Source organism: Chitinophaga sp. SVR4-12A (assembly GCF_056754765.1).
On sequence record NZ_JBPGWP010000001.1, the window covers coordinates 367,968 to 390,266 of the forward strand.

Consider the following 22,299-nt stretch of genomic DNA (forward strand, 5'->3'; position numbering starts at 1 on the left):
TCCCTTTTTTTAGCATTTTTGCAAGGCACTAACACTGCCAGCCTACATGCAATTCGTCAACCGTCCCTTTTACCGCTGCTACCTGTCGGTATTGCTGTTGTTAACCTGCCACCTTGCTGCCGCGCAGGATTTCAGCGTTGCCCGGATCCCCGATCCTATGCAGCACGGTAATCACGTTTCCAACCCCGATCAGCTTATTTCACCCGCCGCCGAACAGTCCCTTAACCTACTGCTCGACAGCCTTGACCGCTCCGGCCGTGCCCAGGTAGCCGTTGTATTACTTAAAACCATCGGCAACCAGGTTCCCAAAGACCTTGCCCATGAAATATTCAGTACCTGGAAACCTGGCGACCGGGAAAAGAATAATGGCCTTGTCGTCCTCCTCGTAAACGATCAGCGTCGTATCGAATTCGAAACAGGCCTCGGCCTGGAAGGCGATCTTCCCGATGTGGTCTGCTTCCGCATCCAGCAACACATCATGCTACCATACTTCAAACAACAGGATTATGATAACGGTATGATACAGGGCCTGCAGGCAGTGATCTCCGTACTACGCGGACAAGACGTACAAACCATCCCGTCCCGGGAAGATAACACCGCAAGCACCTTCATGGAATCCGTATCAGCAACGCGTGAAACACCCGCCGAAGGCAGCGCCATTCTTTATTTTGCCACGCTTGCGAGCGGCAATGTTTTCTTCTTCTTCGGACTACGCAAAAAGCGCTCAGCTGCCAACAGTCAACGGTCAACTGTCAACGCGCTCTACCGTCCCGGATGGATGGATTGGGCATGGCTGTTCGCTATGCCTTTCGTAAGTATCTTCGCATTGCTGAACTTCACCGATCTCTCCTTCGGTTTCGGCATCGTAGCGCTGATCATCTATATTCACTGGGCACTTTACTGGTGCGTGTATGCCAGCATCGTTAGCAAAAACGCTGCCCACGCAACCGCTAACCTTGACCGCTATAACAGTTACCTTACCTGGAAAGAAGCAGCGCCGCACATCTTGTTAAGCATTCTCTTCCCCTTCCCTATGCTGGCTTTTTTTCGCCAGGTACGTACACGGCTACACCGGCTTCGCTACGACCCTTACTATTGCCAGTCCTGCAACAATATCATGCAGCGTATCGACGAAAAAACAGATCACGCATTCCTTCAAAGATACCAGGTGGTAGAAGAAACGATCGGTTCCATAGATTATGACGTATGGCAGTGCTCCGCATGCAGCACTACACGAATCTATGGTTATGATAACGATTCCTCCACAGCAACCAACTGCCCGGAGTGCACACATAAAACCCTGCAGTCTACGCATAAAGAGATCATGCAGTCGGCTACTTCTTCCAGCTCTGGTTGGGGATACCAATACTATGCATGCGGCTACTGCGCATTTAAAAAGAAAGAAACCTATTCTATACCGGCTACCGGTAGCAGCTCAGGCGGTTCCTCGGATTCTTCGGAATCTTCATCTTCTTCCGACAGCTGGGACGGCGGTTCTTCAGGTGGTGGCGGCGCAGGCAGCAGTTGGTAAACCTGCCTGCACACAGTGCTGCTTATTTCACCAAGGTAACCGTCCCTCTCATCGCCCGTGCTTGTCCGCTGCGGTCTGTAAAATGAGCCACCCATACAAAAGTCCCCGTCTCTGCCAGTACACCTTTAAACTGGCCATCCCATCCCTTTGCAGGATCATCGCTCTGGAAGATCAGCGCGCCCCAGCGGTTATAAACTGTTAAGCGGTAGTTACTGATGCGTTTATAATACTTCGGACGGAACAGGTCATTCAGCCCATCTCCATTCGGCGAAAAGGCAGAGGGGAAGAACATCTCGCACTCGTCTCCTATATCAATCTCAGCAGACAGCGGCGCCGTAACACAATTGTTCCCGTCTTTTACAGTCAGGGTATATACGCCCACTCCCAGCCCGGTGAACACGCTGTCACGCTGCCAGCTGTCCTCCCCTGCACTGAACAAATAAGGTGGTACGCCGCCGCTGGCTGTCAGCGTAATATTGCCTTTGGGATGCGCGTCGCAATCCAGGTCGGTTTTGGATACCAATGCTCCGCTCAGCGCCGGCGGTTCCGTGATAGCAGCTTCCATGCGCCGGCTGCATTGCGCTCCATCTGTGACGTTCACGGTATAAGTCCCTGCAGGTAATCCGCTGAACCGCCCGGTGTTATTACTGATCTCACCGTTGGCTGAAGAGATCGTGTACAGGTACCCGTTAGTACCGCCTGCAGCCACAAATTGCAGTTGCCCGTCGCTGATACCGTTACAGCTCACATTTGCATGGCCGGAGGCGTCTTCCCGGAGTGTAAGTAAAGGCGGATCGTTCAATACGGCAGATGCAGGTGCTGATACACATCCATAGTTGTCTCTTACTATGATGTGGTAAGCGCCGGCTGGCAGGCTGGCCGCTATCGTGTCCTGCCAGCTAAGGCCTCCGTCGCTGCTATACTGGTAAGGCGCTGTACCATTCGCAGGAGACGGAATAATAATGCCATTGCTGCTACCTGTACATGAAGGCGGGGTAGCCGTTAACGTTAATACGGGTTGCGGACGGATAGTGACCTGTATGGACGCCACCGTCGCGCAATGGGTACCCGTATTGGCAAGCCTGATATAATAAGTTCCCGAGCGGTTAATGGCCTGTGGGTTCGCTACAGGAATAGTGGTAGCGGCATCCATCCAGAAGCTCAGCACATATGCTGCGCCCTGGTCACGGCTGGAGATAAATACCGGATTGGTAAGGTCTATCGTCGTAGGTGCGCAAACGGTAGTATCGTTCACCCGCAGTGTTAATGCAGGTTGCGGATGGATAGTGATCTGCACCGAAGCCACTGTGTCGCATCCTGTATTGGTGTTGACAAGGTGAATATAATACCGGCCTGTCTGATCAACCGCCTGTGGATTCGCAACAGGAATGGTCAGCGCGGCATCCGTCCAGTAACTCAATACATATTCCGGGCCCTCGCTGCGGTTGATGATGATGGCATTGCTGCTGAGATCAATGGGTGTTGCGCCGCAAACGGTCGTGTCATTCACCCTTAATGTCAACACTGGTTTCGGGTTGATCGTAACCTGTACTGCCGCTACCGTATCACATCCTGTAATAGTATTGGACAGCCGGATATAGTAGGTGCCTGTCAGACTAACTGCCCGGGGATTAGTTAATGGAATGGTAGCAGCGGCATCCATCCAGAAGCTCAGTGCATATTGAGGGCCCTGATCGTAATAGCTGATGATGCCCGGACCCGTAATATCTACTGCAGCGGGCGCACAAACGGCCGTATCATTTGTTTGCAGCGTCAGCACGGGCCGTGGATGCACAGTAACCTGTACGGATGCCACGGTATCGCATCCTGTATTGGTATTGACAAGGTGGATATAATACCGGCCTGTCTGATCAACCGCCTGTGGATTCGCAACAGGAATGGTCAGCGCGGCATCCATCCAAAAGCTCAATACATATTCCGGGCCCTGGCTGCGGTTGATGATGATGGCAGTGCTACTGAGATCAATGGAGGTTGCGCCACAAACGGTCGTATCATTTGCCCTTAATGTTAACACAGGTTTCGGGTTGATCGTAACCTTTACTGCTGCTACCGTATCACATCCTGTAATGGTATTGGCCAGCCGGATGTAGTAGGTACCTGTCTGACTTACTGCCCGGGGATTTGTTAAAGGAATGGTAGCAGCGGCATCCATCCAGAAGCTGAGTGCATATTGCGGGCCCTGATCGTAGTAACTGATGATGCCCGGACCGGTAATATCAACGGTAGCGGGCGCACAAACGGCCGTATCATTTGTTTGCAGCGTCAGCACGGGCCGTGGATGCACAGTAACCTGTACGGATGTCACGGTATCGCATCCTGTATTGGTATTGACCAGCCGGAGATAGTACCTGCCTGTTTGATCAACTGCCTGCGGGTTCGCTAAAGGAATAGTCAGCCCTGCATCCGTCCAGTAACTCAGTACGTACTCCGGCCCCTGGCTTCGATTGGCAATGACAGCAGTGCTGGTGATATCCACCTTTGTGGGCGCGCAAACGCTGGTGTCATTGGTGCCTAGTGTGATCATGGGCTGTGGGTTAACGGTTACCTGTACCGCCGCTACGCGTTCGCATTTTGTGTTGTTATTGAAGATCCTGATATAATAAGTGCCTGATTGATTAATAGCCCGTGGGTTAGGCACTGGGATGGTGGTAACGGCATCTGTCCAGTAGCTCAGCACATATTGCGGCCCCTGGCCGCGGTTGGTAATGATAGCCGGACTGGTAATATCAACAGTAGTGGGTGCGCAAACCGTTGTATCCGGCTTTACCTCCAGCACCGGTAACTGTGTGCTGGTAGGAAAGAGCGGTGTAAGATCCGTATTCATGACCGTGCCCGGTTGTCCGTCTACCGCTCCCCATTCTGTTCCGTTAGAGAGCCCCCGGATGCCGCCCGCCACATCTATTACCGGGGCGAAGGTACTGGTGATGATCACACCGCCGCCTGCTCCGCCGCCGCAACCGTGACGCGCCAGGAAGGTCTCATTGCCGCCATTGCCTCCCCTAGCTGAAAAGGACACCCCGGACGGCAGTGCACCTGTGTATGCCAACATAATACTGCCGCCTGCTCCGCCGCCGCCCGCGCCGTCATCTGTTGACGGTCCTGCGCTGATGCCGTTTGTAGTGAAAGCGCCCGTACCGGTGATGCTATTCGCTGTGATCATAATAATACCGCCCCCTGCTCCTCCCCCGGTGGCCGCTCCATTATTCTGATGACCGCCGCCGCCGCCGCCACCCATGATGATGCGGCCGGGCAATGCTGTTTTCACGCCTTTTCCGCCGCGTCCGCCCACATCCTGCGGACCTGTGTATTGGAAGCCGCCTTTACCACCGTCGCCGAAATTAGCGGCTCCCCCGCCGCCTGAATTATGCGCATTACCGCCACCTCCTGCATTGGCAGGAGCGCCCCTTGAAAAGCTGCCATTCTCATAGCCGCCCGCAGTAGCGGCGTAGGTACCTTCCGGCGTGCCTGCAATACCTTCCCCTTTTTCGCCGAAGCTGCCGTAGGTCACCCGTACATAATCCTGGAGATTGTAGGCGCCACCGGCAGAATTGATCTTCCCGGGCCGGAAGCCCAACCCGGTAGCAGAGATATCATGCCCGTTCATATCCAGTGTCTGCCATACATGAAAGGCTACGATCCCCCCGGCTGCGCCGTCCCAGGCCGCTGCCTTCACAGTGTCGCTTAAAATAACGTTTGTATAGGTAGGCACGCGGACCACCTGGTAGGATGATTTACGATTCGGGATGCCGCTAACAGCCCTGTAGCTAAACTGCAACGGCGCTACAAGGGTAAGTATGCCACCGATGAAGCTGCCTACCTCCGCAAATTCAAATTGCCCTGAATAACCAAGGTCTATATACCCGTTGCCATCTACTCCGTTACCGCCGTAGGCAGGAGAATTAACGGCATTGATGGTAGCGTCCTGCATCTGGATGATCAGTATGCGGTCGCCTTGCAGCAGCGGACTGGCATTGCCGATGGAGGGGCCAAGAGCAATAACGAGATCGCCGGTATTTACATTATTGAGTGCGGGGTAATAGGTGTTCACTACTCCTGCGATAGTAGCCGATGCGCCGCAGGGGCCATGAACCGGTTGAGGTAGTTGCGCTTTAACTACGTGGCATAGTAATATTCCAGCCAGCCAAACGAGACACTTAAGTTTTACAGACATTATCTGGTACCCTTTCTCTTGTTAATAACATGATGAAACTGCTATTACCTAGGCACAGGGAAAGACATAAGTGGATCTCAGTAGGCTATGGTCGTTGAGGAGGAACGCTTACGCAGGTGGCGGCCGGCGCTGCGGTATAAAATGGGGAGCACGTCTAAGTTGGCGCATCAGTAAATGTAGTTTAAGCTAAACCCGCGTTGATTGACTATCTGACCGAACAGGACAATAAATAACGTTGGAATTTATGGTTATGATAAATATAGACAAAATAGTTGAATATGTGTTGAGAGAAAAAGTTGTCATGATAAAAAGTCGTTCATATAATAAATAACAATGGATTAACTATTTCGTATCCCTTGGCTAAGTAACTTGCCGCGGCAATCATGAGAAAACCTTTATCATACTAAAGTTTGTGATGCCATCTTAATAATGTTGATTGAGCTGTTCCATCAATTTATTGGGAGCAACAGAAATTGAACACAATCTGTAAAGCACCCTATACCTGCAGGTAGAACGAACCTCAAACATCTGGCAAACAGGCGTACAAATTTACACCTTCCAGACACCGGGAGGAAGTAAAGTTTAAAAATTTCAAAAACCAAAACAATCATCAACATGGTGAAGGAAATCCTATTTAGTATCGCGACAAAAAAGAGTCCCCCCAGCTATCGGGGAGACCCATTTAATACTTTTTTCCACATTATACTCAGCTAAAATAATCATCAGTTATCGTAAACGACTCTTATGAACGACATTTGGAAGGCAATCGTGGATTTCCTTGGGAGATTCATTGACCCGGCCTTAAAAGAGCTTATTCGAGTATCCATTGCTAACTTCTGCCAGTGGTTGCTAACTCCTTTATATCAACGGTTATTTAACATAGGCAAACCCCGCTCAGAAACCCAAGGCAAGGAAGCTGAAAGCAGAAAACCGTGGAAAGCATATCTCTGCTGTGTTATCATAGCAGTTGTGTGCATTGTTGTATACTATTATTTGGTACAAAGAAGCACGTCAAATACCAATAATCTCCCTGCAATGTCCGCCACGGCAAGCATTGCGGCAGCTCCCAAGGACGTCATCCTGGTTACCTGCGACGGCACCATAATAACGATCGACTCAAGCCGAATTAAAAATAACGAGCTGTCTGCCGACCAATTTGAGGAACTGTTGTCCGGTCCACAATGTAAAAACAAGGAATGTAATACATTAATAGTACCAGCAGGGCGCTGGTTAAAAGTACCCCTACCCGACGGAACCGTTGCACATATGAACCCGGCCTCGTCCTTATGCATCCGTGCTGGTTTTGCTGTGAACCATAGAGATCTGAATTTAGTTGGAGAGGCTTTCTTTGTCGCGGCCAGGAATCCATTTCTACCGTTAAGGGTCCGCACGAAGGACGCGGTAACGACGGCGCTGGGGACGTCATTTAAGATCCGCGCATACGAGAACCTGAGTTACTTACAAGTGTCAGTGACCTCCGGTAGTGTACGGGTAGCACAACAGAAAAACAATATAGTGCTCCATAAAAATACCGGTGTCACGATAAGACGGGAAAGTGGCGCTCTTACCCGGGAGAAACTCGATCCTTCAATGCATCTTGCCTGGTTGAATGGCGAGTATTATATGGAAGGGCAGCCCTTGGACGAAGTGTTTAAAGAATTAGCCAGACGTTATGATACAGACTTCGTCATTCCGGATTCGTCAATCAGGAAAGAAACCGTTCGTGGTACCTTAGAAAGACAACAACCGATTAACAGTCATTTAGAATGGCTTGGAAATGCGCACCACTTTTCTTTCGAGAAGAAGAACGGTAAATGGTATATATACAGATCCTTGATCAACTTCCAGAAGAAAACATTGTAAACGATGTACCCCAAACCATTGTTTTTACTGTTCTTTTTGATCGGCATTAGCATATCGTGTCTGCGTGCCCAGCTGAAGCCTGGTGATCGTCCGGTGACCACCCACGTAAAGGATGTCAGGATGGTCGATTTGTTCCGGATCATCTGGGAGGAGACTCAAATGCGGGCATTCTACAGCGAGCAGGTATTGAACCCTTATGAAAAGGTATCCGCTGATTTTGATCACACATCTTTAGATACCGTACTGTCTCTGGTATTAGGCAAAAGAGGACTGAAATGGAAATACTACAAAGGAACCTTCGTGATCATCGGCGGGGAGCACTTCCAATCTGAACAGGAGAAAAAGCCTGCGCCTGAATCTGTATCATCGTTCATCAATGGCCTGGTTACGGATAAAAATGGCACTCCTATCATTGGCGCTACAGTGTTGGTAAAAGATGCTGATAAACGTGCGCAAACCGACCTTAAAGGGGCATTCACAGTGGTAGCAGAAGAGAAGGAAACACGGCTTATCGTGCGTTTTCTAGGCTATGCTGACCAGGAAATAGTTGTTAGGAAGGGCGAAACGCCCACGATACAACTAACAGAAAAGCCCCGGGAATTGGATGAAGCAGTAGTAATAGCCTACGGTACTAGTAGCCAGCGAAAGCTAACGGGTACCGTCAGCAAAGTGAAGGCAGCGGAAATTGTACAGCAGGCTGTTGCCGACCCGCTGCTGGCTTTGCAAGGCAGAGCGCCAGGCTTGAATATCACCCAGCTCTCTGGTCTTCCCGGAGGCGAGGTAAAAGTAGAATTGCGTGGACAGGCCAGTATCACTGCGGGTAACAGGCCGCTCTATATTGTAGATGGTATTCCGTTCCCGTCACTGGCCCTTAGCTATAATGCAATGAAACCGATTCCTCCTATTGGTCCGCTCGGTGCATCCAACCCGCTGACCTTGTTCAATATTGCTGACATACAAAGTGTGGAGGTACTAAAAGATGCTGACGCCACTGCTATTTACGGCTCGCGCGGCGCTAATGGGGTTATACTGATCTCTACTAAAAAAGCAGCAACCGGTAAAATGAAACTGGAAGCTGGTATATATGCTGGCATAGGACGGGTAGCACATCACCAGCGTTTCCTCAATACGGAACAGTACCTTCAAATGAGACGTGAAGCCTTGCGCAATGATCGTACTGATCCCGAAAATAATAGAGATCATGACCTGCTCAATTGGGATACCACCCGCTATACCGACTGGGAAAGGGCAATATTAGGCGGCACGGCTCACATCAGTGATGCGCAACTTGCTGTAGAAGGAGGCGATAGTACATCAGCATTTCGTATCAACGGAGGATACCATAGTGAAACCACGGTCTATCCCGGAAGCTTCGGCTATAGAAAAATGTCTGCCCGTGCTTATTATTGCCTGTCTAGCAACAACCAAAAGGCCCGGGCGACATTTGCTACTGTTTATGTAAATGAAAAAAACGTACTGCCACCCATTGACCTTTCCGTACATACATCAGTGGCTCCCAATGCACCTGCCCCTTACAACAAGGATGGCACCCTGAACTGGGATGGCAACACTTTTGACAATCCAATGGGTGATCTGGGAAGACCTTACAAGGCGAGTTCCAACAACCTGATGATCACTTCGTCATTCAATTATAGACCGATCCCTGATCTCTTGCTTAAAACTGATGCGGCCTACAATCAGGTTCAAATGAATGAAGTCCAGATTAATCCCTGGTATACTTTCAACCCCAGCGCGGGCTACGGTTCAAGCGTAGGAGGTTTTAGTCGTTTCTCTGACGGGAAAATGACGGATTGGATCATTGAACCAGTGGCTGAATATCAGTTAACTAACGGAAGTGGATCGCTTCAAACGCTTGTAGGAGCCACTTTTCAGCAGGATATCAGAGATCAGAAAGCACTTTATGCCGGCGGATTTACCAGCAATGATCAGCTGGAGCGCATAGAGGCAGCGTACAATATCGAACGCCTGGCTAGTTTCAGTTATGTGTACCGGTACAGTGCTATCTTTGGGCGTATCAATTATAACTGGGAGGAAAAGTATATAGCGAATCTGAACGTTAGAAGGGATGGGTCCAGCAGGTTTGCGCCCGGCAATAGGTTTGCCACTTTCGGATCTGTTGGCGGAGCGTGGATCTTTTCAAAAGAGTCTTGGATACAGAAAGCATTTCCGGGCTTAAGCTTTGGTAAGCTGAGGTCTAGTTATGGCATTACAGGGAACGACCAAATCTCAGACTACGGCTACTATACCACCTATTCTTATGCCTCCTTATCCTACGGGCAACAGGTGAACTGGTTTCCTTCACGCTTGGGAGCTCCAGACTATGGATGGGAACTTAGCAAAAAGTTAGAGTTTGGACTGGATCTTGGGTTTATGCAAGACAGGATTCTATTCAGGGGCTGCCACTATCGTCACCGGTCCACTCATCAGCTTATAAATCTCGCCCTACCAGGCACAACCGGGTTCAATAGTGTCTATGCGAATTTTGACGCAGAGGTCAGTAATACCGGTATGGAACTGGAACTAAATACCGTCAACATACAGCGGAGGGCTTTTAACTGGAACACCTCCATCAATCTAAGTATTCCCCAGAACAAACTGGTTTTCTTCCGGAACCTGGAAAGCACTTCCTATAACGCAAATTTAATGGTAGGAAGTCCCGTCAACACTATTAAAGGATTGCAATATATAGGAGTTGACTCTTTAACAGGAACTTACAGCTTTGTAGATGTAGATACTACAGGAAAGCCTCCGGGCGCTGCATTTAATTACCCGAAGAGGATCGGTACCCTGTTCTACGGCGGGCTGCAGAACCATTGGGAATTTAAGAACTGGCAGTTGGACATACTATTCTATTTTGTTAAACAGAACAGGTATAACTATCTATATATCGATGCCGTTCCAGGTACGGCACAGGTGAACCAACCGTTGGACGTATGGGACCGATGGACGACTACCGGCGACAAGAAGCCTTTTCAGCGATTTACGCAGGGGGCTGGCCTGGCATATAATTCTTATAATAATATCCAAAAAAGCGATGCTGTGATTACAGATGCTTCTTTTCTCCGCCTCCGAAGCCTGTGCCTCGCATACCAGCTGCCACAACAATGGTTAAACCGTCTGCACGTGCAAAAAGTGCGCTGCTATCTACAGGGGCAAAATCTACTCACGATTACCGCCTATGGAGGAAGAGATCCGGAAGTAGCCGCCAGCCGTCATGTATATCCTCCGCTGAGATGGTGGATACTGGGTATACAGCTTAATCTTTAGAATCTTAAATTATGCGATATATTACACGCAGGCTGATTGCCTGTTGGATAATGTTCTCCGCTTGTGAAAAATTCGTTGATCTTCCTGTCAGTGGCACAGAAACCTCAAAGGAGAAGATTTTTTCAAGCGATATTATGGCCAACTCCGCTGTACTCGCTATCTATGGAGAAATGATGGGCGACAATGGCTTTGCCAGCGGTGGTACGATGAGTGTCGGCTTTGTCGGCGCTTTATCAGCAGACGAATTGGAAACACATACTACCGTCAATGAGATCAGGGAGTTTTATAATAATTCCATCACCTCAGATAATGCCTTTGTGGAAAAAGGCTTGTGGAATAAAGCATACACCTGCATTTATGCGGCAAACTCCGTAATCGAAGGGCTACGACAATTCAGGGGTGTTTCTGACAGCGTAAAAGTACAGCTGCTCAGCGAAGCGTTCTTTATAAGGGCTTTCTGTCACTTTTACCTCGTGAACCTGTTCGGCGATATACCCTATATAACAGTAACGGATTTCCGCTTTAATCAATCAGTAAAACGTAATCCCTCGCAGCAGGTTTACAACAAGATTATCCTCGACCTGGATACAGCCCGCAGTTTAAGTAAAAACGACGTTTACATCAGCGAAAGAATACGCCCCAACAGGTGGGCAGCAACGGCACTGCTGACACGGGTCTACCTTTATAATCGCCAATGGGCTCAGGCAGCAGCCATGGCAGATTCGATTATTAAACGCAGTGATATTTATACATTGACAGATTCTCCTGATGATGTCTTTCTCGCTAATAGCGAGGAAGCAATATGGCAACTAAGACCTAATACTCCCGATATCAATACCTGGGAAGGTAATAATCTGATTCTTACAGATGTACCGGGAACCGGGGAATATAATTCGACGTCGCTCAGCCCATACCTCCTACAGGCCTTTGAACCGGGCGATCGGCGCAGGGTACACTGGGTGGATAGCATTGCGACCGGTGGAGTTGACACATGGTACTTCCCTTTCAAGTACAAGGTCAAAACAGGTAATAGTCTTAACGAGTATTCCATGGTGCTCCGTCTTGCAGAACAATACCTGATTCGCGCGGAAGCGCGTGCACACCAGGGAGACCTTGACGGCGCCAGGGATGACATCAATATGATCCGCGCAAGAGCAGGACTTTCTCCTGTCCTGGCAACATCCCTTAATGATATTTTAACAGCCATTGCACGCGAAAGACAAATAGAACTCTTTTCAGAATGGGGGCACCGCTGGTTTGACCTAAAACGTACCGGTCGGGCAAATAACGTATTGGCGCCCGTAAAGCCCCGCTATTGGCAGCCAACAGACACACTTTATCCCATCCCCCTGAAGGAAATAACCCTAAACCCCGGTCTTGGGCAAAACGGAGGATATTAATAATTGAAAGGAATTCTGTATATTTAGTTATAATATTCCTTTAATACCAAGTGTCGGGACTTTATTTTGTGATTAATTATCGCTATCCTAGCCTGGACAAAGTATATTCTGAATAACAGGGCATTTGGGGGCTCTGTGCACTACACGCCTACTCCACGCGATAAACAATTCCATCATTTCCGTTAACAAAACAGGCGGCCTGTCTCCTGTAAAAACGGGCGTATTTTATCTTCTAAACCTAAATATGTTCTTTATGAAAAAGAAACTGGTGCTGGTCACCCTCAGCCTCGCCTTCTCCATTACTGCAGCCCTTCAGGCTAACAATCGTTTTGTTACCGCCCGGTGGACGGATTCCGCTACTCCGACCATTTGCCAGGCTCCCACTAACCGGCCGGATGAATGTACGCTGACTTCGCCCGGCTCTATCTGCACCACGGTGGTTGGTACCCACACTTATAAATTCTATCAGTTCAACTCCTGTGTTACACCATGGTACAAACCATTCTGATGCACGAAGAGGCTTGCAGGGCCCTCTCTGCAAGCCTCCTCCACTTTCTTTAAAAATATCTCCTGGTACCTGTCCAATTCCCCCGCGCTCAGTCATTATCCTGGTGTCTAACCAAACATCACAAACAATGACAACTACACACAACGCATCAGGAAAAACCAAAACCATCCTTTATTGGATCTCTACCGGCTTACTCGTCGCCGGCATGCTGTCCGGCGGTATTGCGCAGCTGCTCCACGCGGCATCCACCGTAGATGGCTTCCACCACCTGGGATACCCGGTTTACCTGATGAACATCCTGGGCACCTGGAAGATCCTTGGTGTGCTTACTTTACTCCTCCCGGGATTCCGTCTCCTGAAAGAATGGGCCTATGCAGGTTTCTTTTTCCTGATGACCGGCGCCGTGATCTCACACCTCGTCAGCGGCGATGGCATCGGCGGCGTGATCGCCCAGGTAACCTTTGTGGCCTTAATTGTACTTTCATGGATGCTCAGGCCTGCCAGCCGTAAAATAAGCGAAGCACAGATTTGAAATGTCTTATTATATGAAGAAGCCTGTCAGCTGTTTATCTGGCAGGCTTCCTGCGCCCATTGATGAAATATAGCGCTTCCATCCGCCAATTGACGAAATAAAGTTTACCCTTCCCTTCCTTCGTTCAACTACGCTCCTCATAACCAAATTGTTACCCAATGGCCCGGCGCTTGCAATTCCAGGGAAAACAAATTTTATGATCTATATTAAACAAAGACTTTACGCAGGATTATTGATGGCTGCAATCGCCATCCTGTCCTTTACGCAGCATGTTCAATCACAAACAGCTCCTGGCAGCATAAAGAACATTGTACTGGTGCACGGCGCTTTTGCTGATGGGTCCAGCTGGTCAGGCATTATTCCGTTGCTCCAGGCAAAAGGATTCAATGTAATTGCTGTACAAAATCCACTGACCTCGCTGGAAGATGATGTGGCCGCTACCAGGCGTGCCATTGCCTTAATGGATGGCCCCGTATTACTGGTGGGCCACTCCTATGGAGGAATAGTAGTAACAGAAGCAGGCAACGATCCCAAGGTAGCACGCCTGGTATATGTTTGTGCTTTGATCCCTGACGATAATCAATCAGCAGCAGATGTATTTCAGCCCTACCCTTCTCCGGGCAGTGCTGAATTCAGGCCGGATTCCGCTGGATTCCTGTCGATGACGAATAAAGGGATCAATGAACATTTCGCACAGGACCTGGCGCCTAAGGAAAGGAACATTATTTTCGCCACACAGGTGCCCTGGGCAATAAAGGGAACTGCCGGTAAAATATCAACTGCCGCCTGGAAACAAAAACCATCCTGGATGATCATCGGTACAGAAGACCACATGGTCCTGCCCCCGCTGCAACAGGCGGAAGCAAAAATGATCAATGCCAAAACTACCGAGCTAAAATCCAGCCATGTGCCGATGCTGTCAATGCCCGATAAGGTAGCAGCGGTTATTATGGATGCTGCCAGGTAGTACCACATATAAGAGAGAACTTTAACTTATTAAATACGATAATAGCTTGTTCAGGCTGGGGTAAAAAAAATATTTGACTGCATTGTCCAGATTTCGCTTCCCGGTTGTTATACCTATGAAGTTAATCGCAAACATCTGTCAATCCCCCTAGCATGAACAAGATAAATAACACTGCTGGTACCGCCCCGGAAGAGCGGATCGAATCACTGGAAAAGGAGCGCAGGATCTTACTCGCGCTTGGAGATGATATCACCAAGATCCGGGAAAAGGATGACCTGTTAAGATTTTTTTCATCCAGGATCAGGGAACTTTATCCTTTCTCTCACACCATTGTTACCCTGATTGAGCCGGAAGGGCAGACCTATACTCCCTTCCTGCTTGATCATACTTCATCTGCTATCAAAGACCATCCTGCGTATCCAGCTATGGTGGCCGGACATTTCTCCCTGGATGAGCCCTTTATCCAGGAAGTATTATCGAATAATGCACCCAGCGCATTTATACTGGAAGAGATCATGGATGCGCCGGATAGTCCTCCCTACCTGCGGGTAAATTATGAAGGAGGCATCAGGGAAATCCTGATGACGCCCCTGAAAAACAGGGAGCAGACCTTCGGCTTTCTGCACATGTATGCCAGGGATACCGCCAGCTTTAGCGCCGAATTCAAACACATCATCGCTAACCTTGCCCTGCAGATCTCCAATGCCGTCATGAACATTATTAAGAATGAAGAGATAACGCACGAGAAATGGCTCAATGAAGTATTGCTGTCCCTCAGCAATGAAATGGTAAAAGTGAGAGACCGCCAGGATCTGCTGAAGATCATTAGTTCCTCCCTCCGCGAGGTCATCGGCTTCTCTCATGGTATGATGACCGTCATGGATGAATCAGCAGACCACTACAAAGCCTGGCTGATTAATGCAGAAGCACAGCTCATGGAACTGGCAGACTCCGGTAATGCACTCTCCATCCCCGCTTCCACCGAAGATGGTATCTATGACATCGCCTCCCTGTACTACAAGCCACTCATATTTGATATGCAGCAGTTTGATATTGAAAGAACACCTTTGTGGTTCAAGCTGCATTATGAGGCCGGCGCCCGGGAAATGATCGTAAAGATCCTTGGCTGCAATGGTTCCTCTAAATACAGCCTGGTACTGTTTGCCGATAAACCGGGCACCTTTAAACAGGAAACAGTAAATATCATTCAACGCATCTGCAGCCAGCTGTATACCGCAGCCAGCAATATTGCTGCCAATGAGGAGATACGGGAACGGGAAAACGAAAAGTCATTCTTGCTCGATTTCAGCAGCGATATCGCCGCGGTAAGAAGTAAAGATGATCTCTCCTACGCGGTGAATAAATGCCTTAAGAAACTGAATATGCCCCTTGGGTATGTGATACTGCAATTGAATGATGACCAGCGCATATTAAACACCTATATCCACGACGGCAGCACTACTGCAAATGATCATAGGTATTCCGCAGATGCTCCGCTGCAGAAAAGAGTGCTCAACAGCGAGATCCCTTTGCTGTTCAGTGTGAATGCGGAGCTCAGTAAGGGGGTAGATTGCCCTCACCTGCAGTCGTGGAAAAAGATAGGGATCAAAACCATGGTAGGCACGCCTTTACGCACCGGCGACAGAACCCTCGGTATCTGCTGGCTGGGCGCAGATGAGATCAATATCCCCCTGCTACAGGGCATGTGCGACCAGATCTCTGTCGCCATGCATAACATCATGGCCAACGAAGAAATATTGCGCAGGGAAAGAGAACAATCCTTTCTGCTGGAATTCAGTCATGATATATCAATGGTCCATACAAAAGAGGATCTGAAACAAGCCATCTCCTGCGTGCTGAAGAAAATATGGAACACCAAGCTGGTAATGATCCGCATCATAGAAGAGGATGGCGCCACACTCAGTGCTTATATCTATGATGAGACGAGGTTCGATGACAGTAGCCTGTTCCTTTCCCTGGCGGCGAAGAATTATGACATCTACGAAAAACGGAGTGCAATGGTATTGAACAGTGAAGACCCGGTTGTTTTCAACGTTGCAGAAGAGGTAGAGAAGAACGATAACTCCTTTGCGCAGCTATGGAAGGAATCCGGGCTAAGCCATGCCTTCGGCACGCGGCTCCGGGTAGGCAATATCAACCTGGGAACACTCTGGCTGCTCTCCAATGAGATCAATCTCACCATACTCAAAGGCATCTGCGCGCAGATCTCCATCGCAATTTCAAATATACGCGCCAATGAAAAGATCCTGGCTTATAAACAAAAGCTGGAAATGGAAAATGATTACCTGAGAGAACAGATCAAAACGATCTACAACTTTTCAGAGATCGTAGGCAACGGCGCACAGATGCAGAAAGTATATCACCTGATGTCGCAGGTGGCCGACACTAACTCTACTGTATTGTTGCTTGGAGAAACAGGCACCGGTAAAGAACTGATCGCAAGAGCGATCCACAACGCCTCCTCCCGTAAGAACAAGCTGATGGTGAAAGTGAACTGCGCTGCCTTGCCCGCCAACCTCATAGAGAGTGAGCTGTTCGGTCATGAAAGAGGCGCATTCACCGGCGCGATAGACAAACGCATCGGCAAATTTGAGCTGGCCAACCATAGTACCCTGTTCCTGGATGAAATAGGCGAAATGCCGCCCGAACTGCAGGTAAAGCTATTACGCGTACTGCAGGAACGTGAGCTGGAAAGGGTTGGCGGTAAAACCACCATTAAGGTGGATGTACGCATCATTGCTGCTACCAACCGTAACCTGGAAGCAGAGGTGCAGGCAGGCCGCTTCAGGTCAGATCTTTATTACCGGCTGAATGTATTTCCTATCAACCTGCCACCCTTAAGAGAACGCCGCGAAGACATTGAGCAGCTGGCATACTCCTTCCTCGCTAAATTCAGCAAGAACATCGGCAAACGGGTAACCAGCATATCTCCCAAAGTATTGCAGGAATTAAGCGCCTATAACTGGCCAGGCAACGTAAGAGAACTGGAGCACCTGGTAGAAAGAAGTATCCTGCTGTGTGAGGGACAAACACTCACAGAGATCCATCTGCCCGGGCGCCAGCATGCAACAGGCAATGAAAGCAACGGAGCATCACCGGAGCTTACAAATGGCACCGGCACACTGGAACAGATGGAAAAGGCCCATATCATTGGTGTATTGAAAAGATGCAGCGGTAAGATATCCGGCGCCGGCGGTGCAGCCGAAATACTGGAGGTCCCCGGGACCACGCTGCACTCCAAAATGAAAAAGCTGGGCATTTCAAAGGCCGACTACTTCACGCGCTAACGATATTTCGCCAAGACCAGAACAATTCTCTTAATACCGTGAAAACAAAACCGGCCTTGTTTACATAAGTGATTGAATGCAATACTATTAAGCAACTGGCATCCGCCTTGCAAATCAATATGCAAACATCAAACACCAATTTCCTAACTCGCCTTCCACAGGCATCTTAAAAACCCAGATTATGAAAATAGTAGTCATTGGCGGCACCGGCCTGATAGGCTCGAAAACAGTGAGCAGGTTGCTCGCGCTTGGTCATGAAGTGATCGCAGCATCACCGGCCTCCGGCGTTAATACCATCACCGGGGAGGGCCTGGCAGAAGTAATGGCAGGCACAGATGTCGTAGTAGACCTGGCCAATTCTCCCTCATTTGAAGATAAGGCAGTGATGGAGTTCTTTGAAACATCCGGCCGCAACCTGATGGCAGCAGAACGCGCCGCCGGTGTTAAACACCATATCGCATTGTCAGTGGTAGGAACCGGCAGGCTGCAAGATAGTGGCTATTTCCGTGCTAAAGCAGCACAGGAATACCTGATCAGGACATCCGGCATCCCCTTTACCATTGTGCATTCTACACAGTTCTTCGAATTCCTGGGCGGTATTGTTAAAGCAGCCGGGCAGTCATCCACCATCCGCATGACATCAGCTTTCATTCAACCGATCGCCTCAGACGATGTTGCAGATGCAATGACCAAGGTGACAATAGGTGCGCCCCAGAACCGCATCGTTGAGATCGGAGGCCCGGATAAATTCAGCATGGCAGACCTGGTAGAAAGTTATTTAGAGAAAACAAACGATACCCGCACCGTCATTACCGATGACCAGGCTGACTATTTTGGTGCGATACTGGAAAAAGACACGCTGATCCCCGGCCCCGATGCTCATCTCGGCAAGATCAACTTCGAAACCTGGTTCGCTGCACAAGTCATCAACCCTCACTATTCACATTAAAAACAAACAATCATTATGCAGGAATTTTTATTAGTGATCCACAGGGACCTGACCAGCGCTAACCCCGCTCCCAGCCCTGAGCAAATGAAGGAAGCCCTCAAACCCTACCAGGAATGGATAGCCGGTATTGCCGCGCAAGACAGGCTGGTGGCTCCTCCCAAACGCTGGGATGTAGACGGCCGCGTGATCAGGCATGAAAAGTCAAAGGATCATGTATACAACGGTCCCTATGCTGAAGGAAAGGAATCTATCGGCGGATTATTCCTGATCAAGGCCAGGGACTATGACGAAGCAGTAGAGATCGCAAAAGGTTGCCCGATCATTAAGTATGGCGCTATTGTAGAAGTACGGATGGCTATCACCGCAGCGTGATAAAAAGTTTGAGGTCTGAGGTTTGAGGTTTGAAGTTTGAAGTTTGAGGTTGGTTGAAGGTTACAGGTTACGAGGCTGATGACCAGCTTGGAACATCCAACCTCTAACGAACTTCAAACCTCAAACCTCAAACTTCAAACCTCAAACCTTCCTTGTTAAAGAATACTCTTAATATAGAACACAACTGGCATCGACGCAAATGCCACCGGCATGATCACCGCAAAGAACCACACGCCAATAAATTTTATAGCCGGTACATATCGCTTATGCGAAAGCCCCACGGTTTGGAAGGCGCTTTGAAACCCATGATACATATGATAGGCAACTGCCACCATTGCCACCAGGTATAAGAGCACATACCAGAGCAGGCTGAAGCTGTGCGTTACGATGCCGTACAGGTCCTTTACCCGTACTATCTCCACGTTGTTCTCAGTACTTACGGCGTACACAAAATCTGGCGCAACCGGTTTGTAATCAGCAACCGTCAATACCCCCGTGAGCAAGTCTTTCCGGTACTCCCGGAAGCCAATGTCTGTAAACAGGTAGCGCGCCCAGAAATTGCTCATATGTATTACCAGGAAAAGGAAAATGATGCTGCCCAGCAGGCCCATATTCAGTGATGCCCACCTCACATCCGCCTTGGGAGCAATGGCATATTTTACAGGGCGGGACCGCCGGTTCTGCACCGTTAATATCAGCGCATAGAGCGCATGTATCAGGATGGAGATATACAAGCCATAAGCGATCACCGTAACAGGCGGGAAATGCGTCATGAAATGCGCGTAGATATTGAAAGTGTATCCCTCATCCCCCGCAAACAAAGTAAGATTACCGCCCAGGTGGACGATCAGGAACAGGCATAGGAACAGGCCCGTCATCGACATGATCAGCTTTTTGCCGATGGACGAGCGGAAGAATTGTTTAAAGTTCACCATATAGAATAGTTTGAAGTAATAACATAATAAGCCAGCTTCCGGAGAAGCTGGCCTTTGCATTGATGCCGCAGATAACTAGCGGTTTTCCTTGTTCTCCGACCGGAAGATCATTCTTAATGCCTGGTCTTTTGTGGTATATGCCACCGCCCAGTTATACAATGTTTTTATCTTATTGTTATAATTGACCAGGGAGACCACATGTATAAAAAGCCAACCCATTAAACCTAAGAGACCGCCTAAATGCACTTTGTGCTTAAAAAGGTCGGCTACTGCATACTGCCTCCCAATGATCGCCATATCTCCCCGGTCAAAATATTTGAACGGCTTCGGTTGCTGTCCCTTTGCGATGCGCAGCAGGTTCCTGGCCAGGTGCTTGCCATGCTGCAGCGCAGGTTGCGCCAGTTGCGGGTGCCCATTGGGATAAACCTTGTCCGTAAATTGTATACTGATATCGCCGATAGCGTAAATGTTGTCATAACCCTGTACACGGTTGAAAGCGTCCGTGATCATCCGCCTGCCCTTACCAATACTTTCAGGCGCGATGCCATCAAAAGTGTTCGCGATCACGCCGGCTGCCCATATTAGGGTCTTTGCTTCAATGTCAGTGCCGTCCGACAGCAATACCCTGTCATTTTCAAAGCCTTTCACATGCATATTCAGCACGATCTTTACCCCGAGCTTGTGCAGCTCTTTATAGGCCGCCTCATGGGTTTTATGGCTCATGGGCGCCAGCAGATAAGGGGCGCCGTCAATTACATAGATATTGCCGGTGGCGTTCTTAAGCTCCGGGTAATCATGCACCAGTATATACTTCCTCATTTCCGCCAGCATGCCGGCCACTTCTACGCCGGTAGGCCCGCCGCCCGCGATCACGATGGTCAGTAAGCGCCTGCGTTCTGCAGGGTCTGTTTCGCGGGCGGCCTTTTCCATGGTCTTGATCAGCTCATTGCGCATATAAAGCGCATCGTCGATCCCTTTCAGGGAGAAGGTATTCTGCCGCAGCTTGTCATTCCCGAAGAAATTGGTGCAGGACCCGGCCGCGAAAACCAGGATATCATAGTCCAGCGTTCCACCATCGCTCAGGTATAAGCGCTGCGTGGCAGTGTCCACTTTTAATAATTTCGCCATGCGGAAGGCGATGTCCTTCCTGCGGAACAGCTTCCGGAAGGGATAGCTGATGCTGGAAGGTTCCAGGAAGCCGGTAGCTACCTGGTATAAGAGCGGGGTAAAATAATTGTAGTTGTTCTTATCAACTAGCGTTACAGAATAGTGCCTGTTGTGGAACAGGTGCTTAACAAAATTAAGCCCGGCGAAACCGCCTCCGATCACAACAATATGTTTCTTGTTTTCCATCTTAAAAGCGTTTCTTATTCTAATAACAACCGGATTCCTGTTTTTGGACAAATTCCCCCGAACTTTTTTTTCATTATACCAGGATATCATTCTGGGGAATTAAAGGAGGCGGCAATACCCCCTCTCCGATCATCTGCCGCATTTCGATCTCTATGGCCCGGGAGAGCTGCGAAATGGGCACGTCATTAGGGCTCCCTTCGAAGGGATTTTCGGTACTTTCCCCTACCTGCTCCAGGGAAGTGTACAGCCAGGAGATCAGCACGCTGAACGGGATCACCAGCCAAACCATGTACCCTTTCATCATACCGGTCATGGTATCGTTCAGCTTGTCGAACTCATGCAGCAAACCAAAAGGCAGCAGGAGGCAAAACATCCGTACCAGGATGGTATTCATGATAGAATACTGCCTGGGATAAGGCGAATCTTTGAAAGATTCGCATTGGCCCTGCTGGGCATAAAGATTATTAACCGCTTTTTGCATTTCCATAAATTGAGGCAGCAGGATGGCCTGGCTATCATAGAGCTTTTTGAGATGGAGGCCTTGTAAGGACAGGATCTGCGCAGCCTTGTTTTGCGCGCCGATAACATAACCCAGCTCCTCCTCCGGCAGGTATTTCACCAATTCTGCATCCAGGCTGGTTTCCCGTTCAGGAATGGAGTAATACTGCTGGTATTCCGTATTCGCCCGGTTATCTGCCACTTCCCAGACACGGTCTTCCCGCAATTGGAAACGCAGGGCCGTTAGCCAGGCAAAATGACGGCTGTACAATATTCTCGTAGTATCAGGATCATGCAGGAAGTCCCGGCAGAGGATCGCCCAGGCCCTGCTGCCATTGACGATATTCGTCCAGATACCCCCCGCGGTCCAGGTACGGTTGTAAGTCAGGGAATTCTTGAAACCAACGATAAAGGCAGTAGCAGTGCCGAGCATGGCTACCACTGTCCATGGGATGGCCAGCCATTGTAATCCGGCCACATGGTACAGCACCACGGGCGCCACACCTATTATAAGCAGTACATATAGATTTCTTCTGGTCCAGTAAAGGAAGTTGCTTAATTTATAAGATTTGCCTACGTGCATATAATGGATCGTTTAACGCT

Annotated in this window: 14 protein-coding genes; 10 read left to right on the plus strand and 4 right to left on the minus strand. The window is 49.2% G+C overall.

All coding sequences use genetic code 11. From position 1 onward, the window contains the following. Positions 1–46: 46 nt before the first annotated feature. Positions 47–1,531 carry a TPM domain-containing protein gene (locus ACR9Y8_RS01565; protein ID WP_481211464.1) on the plus strand — a complete coding sequence of 495 codons (1,485 nt, stop codon included), beginning with the start codon at positions 47–49 and terminating at the stop codon, positions 1,529–1,531. A gap of 22 nt (positions 1,532–1,553) precedes the next feature. On the opposite strand, the gene ACR9Y8_RS01570 is transcribed toward ACR9Y8_RS01565, so the two are convergent. Beyond that, positions 1,554–5,723 carry a T9SS type B sorting domain-containing protein gene (locus tag ACR9Y8_RS01570; RefSeq protein WP_481211465.1) on the minus strand — a complete coding sequence of 1,390 codons (4,170 nt, stop codon included), beginning with the start codon at positions 5,721–5,723 and terminating at the stop codon, positions 1,554–1,556. Positions 5,724–6,467: 744 nt separating this feature from the next. Between ACR9Y8_RS01570 and ACR9Y8_RS01575 the strand changes: the two genes are divergently transcribed. From ACR9Y8_RS01575 to ACR9Y8_RS01615, 9 genes are all read left to right on the plus strand, one after another. Next, positions 6,468–7,586, plus strand: coding sequence for a FecR family protein (locus tag ACR9Y8_RS01575; RefSeq protein WP_481211466.1), 1,119 nt, complete (start codon positions 6,468–6,470; stop codon positions 7,584–7,586). A gap of 3 nt (positions 7,587–7,589) precedes the next feature. After that, the gene (locus ACR9Y8_RS01580) at positions 7,590–10,874 is read left to right on the plus strand and encodes a SusC/RagA family TonB-linked outer membrane protein (protein WP_481211467.1); all 3,285 of its coding nucleotides are present in this window, start codon (positions 7,590–7,592) and stop codon (positions 10,872–10,874) included. A gap of 11 nt (positions 10,875–10,885) precedes the next feature. Continuing rightward, positions 10,886–12,274 (plus strand): RagB/SusD family nutrient uptake outer membrane protein, encoded by a 1,389-nt coding sequence (locus ACR9Y8_RS01585; protein WP_481211468.1) that lies wholly within the window; start codon positions 10,886–10,888, stop codon positions 12,272–12,274. A 253-nt stretch (positions 12,275–12,527) separates the two neighbouring features. Then, entirely contained in the window at positions 12,528–12,782 is a 255-nt protein-coding gene (locus ACR9Y8_RS01590; RefSeq protein WP_481211469.1) for a hypothetical protein, read from the plus strand. 127 nt (positions 12,783–12,909) lie between these two features. Further along, positions 12,910–13,314, plus strand: coding sequence for a DoxX family protein (locus ACR9Y8_RS01595; protein ID WP_481211470.1), 405 nt, complete (start codon positions 12,910–12,912; stop codon positions 13,312–13,314). A 196-nt stretch (positions 13,315–13,510) separates the two neighbouring features. Beyond that, positions 13,511–14,281 carry an alpha/beta fold hydrolase gene (locus ACR9Y8_RS01600; protein WP_481211471.1) on the plus strand — a complete coding sequence of 257 codons (771 nt, stop codon included), beginning with the start codon at positions 13,511–13,513 and terminating at the stop codon, positions 14,279–14,281. Positions 14,282–14,433: 152 nt separating this feature from the next. Beyond that, positions 14,434–17,589, plus strand: a complete 3,156-nt coding sequence (locus tag ACR9Y8_RS01605) for a sigma-54-dependent Fis family transcriptional regulator (RefSeq protein WP_481211472.1) — start codon at positions 14,434–14,436, stop codon at positions 17,587–17,589. Positions 17,590–17,770: 181 nt separating this feature from the next. Then, the gene (locus ACR9Y8_RS01610; protein ID WP_481211473.1) at positions 17,771–18,538 is read left to right on the plus strand and encodes an SDR family oxidoreductase; all 768 of its coding nucleotides are present in this window, start codon (positions 17,771–17,773) and stop codon (positions 18,536–18,538) included. Between the two features lie 15 nt (positions 18,539–18,553). After that, on the plus strand, positions 18,554–18,910 hold the full coding sequence (locus tag ACR9Y8_RS01615) for a YciI family protein (RefSeq protein WP_481211474.1): 357 nt from the start codon (positions 18,554–18,556) through the stop codon (positions 18,908–18,910). 155 nt (positions 18,911–19,065) lie between these two features. Here ACR9Y8_RS01615 and ACR9Y8_RS01620 read toward each other — a convergent pair whose 3' ends face one another. The 3 genes from ACR9Y8_RS01620 to ACR9Y8_RS01630 all read right to left on the minus strand — a co-directional run bounded on the left by ACR9Y8_RS01620 (position 19,066) and on the right by ACR9Y8_RS01630 (position 22,279). After that, positions 19,066–19,845 carry a succinate dehydrogenase cytochrome b subunit gene (locus ACR9Y8_RS01620; RefSeq protein ID WP_481211475.1) on the minus strand — a complete coding sequence of 260 codons (780 nt, stop codon included), beginning with the start codon at positions 19,843–19,845 and terminating at the stop codon, positions 19,066–19,068. A gap of 75 nt (positions 19,846–19,920) precedes the next feature. Then, positions 19,921–21,198, minus strand: coding sequence for an NAD(P)/FAD-dependent oxidoreductase (locus tag ACR9Y8_RS01625; protein ID WP_481211476.1), 1,278 nt, complete (start codon positions 21,196–21,198; stop codon positions 19,921–19,923). Between the two features lie 73 nt (positions 21,199–21,271). Further along, a complete protein-coding gene (locus tag ACR9Y8_RS01630; RefSeq protein ID WP_481211477.1) occupies positions 21,272–22,279 on the minus strand; it encodes a bestrophin family protein in 1,008 nt (335 codons plus the stop codon). Between the last annotated feature and the right edge of the window lie 20 nt (positions 22,280–22,299).

What these genes read in the sequence shown, in the direction of transcription:
- ACR9Y8_RS01565 (WP_481211464.1), top strand. Translation starts at nt 47, where the DNA reads ATGCAATTCGTCAACCGTCCCTTTTACCGCTGCTACCTGTCGGTATTG.
- ACR9Y8_RS01570 (WP_481211465.1), bottom strand. Translation starts at nt 5,723, where the DNA reads ATGTCTGTAAAACTTAAGTGTCTCGTTTGGCTGGCTGGAATATTACTA.
- ACR9Y8_RS01575 (WP_481211466.1), top strand. Translation starts at nt 6,468, where the DNA reads ATGAACGACATTTGGAAGGCAATCGTGGATTTCCTTGGGAGATTCATT.
- ACR9Y8_RS01580 (WP_481211467.1), top strand. Translation starts at nt 7,590, where the DNA reads ATGTACCCCAAACCATTGTTTTTACTGTTCTTTTTGATCGGCATTAGC.
- ACR9Y8_RS01585 (WP_481211468.1), top strand. Translation starts at nt 10,886, where the DNA reads ATGCGATATATTACACGCAGGCTGATTGCCTGTTGGATAATGTTCTCC.
- ACR9Y8_RS01590 (WP_481211469.1), top strand. Translation starts at nt 12,528, where the DNA reads ATGAAAAAGAAACTGGTGCTGGTCACCCTCAGCCTCGCCTTCTCCATT.
- ACR9Y8_RS01595 (WP_481211470.1), top strand. Translation starts at nt 12,910, where the DNA reads ATGACAACTACACACAACGCATCAGGAAAAACCAAAACCATCCTTTAT.
- ACR9Y8_RS01600 (WP_481211471.1), top strand. Translation starts at nt 13,511, where the DNA reads ATGATCTATATTAAACAAAGACTTTACGCAGGATTATTGATGGCTGCA.
- ACR9Y8_RS01605 (WP_481211472.1), top strand. Translation starts at nt 14,434, where the DNA reads ATGAACAAGATAAATAACACTGCTGGTACCGCCCCGGAAGAGCGGATC.
- ACR9Y8_RS01610 (WP_481211473.1), top strand. Translation starts at nt 17,771, where the DNA reads ATGAAAATAGTAGTCATTGGCGGCACCGGCCTGATAGGCTCGAAAACA.
- ACR9Y8_RS01615 (WP_481211474.1), top strand. Translation starts at nt 18,554, where the DNA reads ATGCAGGAATTTTTATTAGTGATCCACAGGGACCTGACCAGCGCTAAC.
- ACR9Y8_RS01620 (WP_481211475.1), bottom strand. Translation starts at nt 19,845, where the DNA reads ATGGTGAACTTTAAACAATTCTTCCGCTCGTCCATCGGCAAAAAGCTG.
- ACR9Y8_RS01625 (WP_481211476.1), bottom strand. Translation starts at nt 21,198, where the DNA reads ATGGAAAACAAGAAACATATTGTTGTGATCGGAGGCGGTTTCGCCGGG.
- ACR9Y8_RS01630 (WP_481211477.1), bottom strand. Translation starts at nt 22,279, where the DNA reads ATGCACGTAGGCAAATCTTATAAATTAAGCAACTTCCTTTACTGGACC.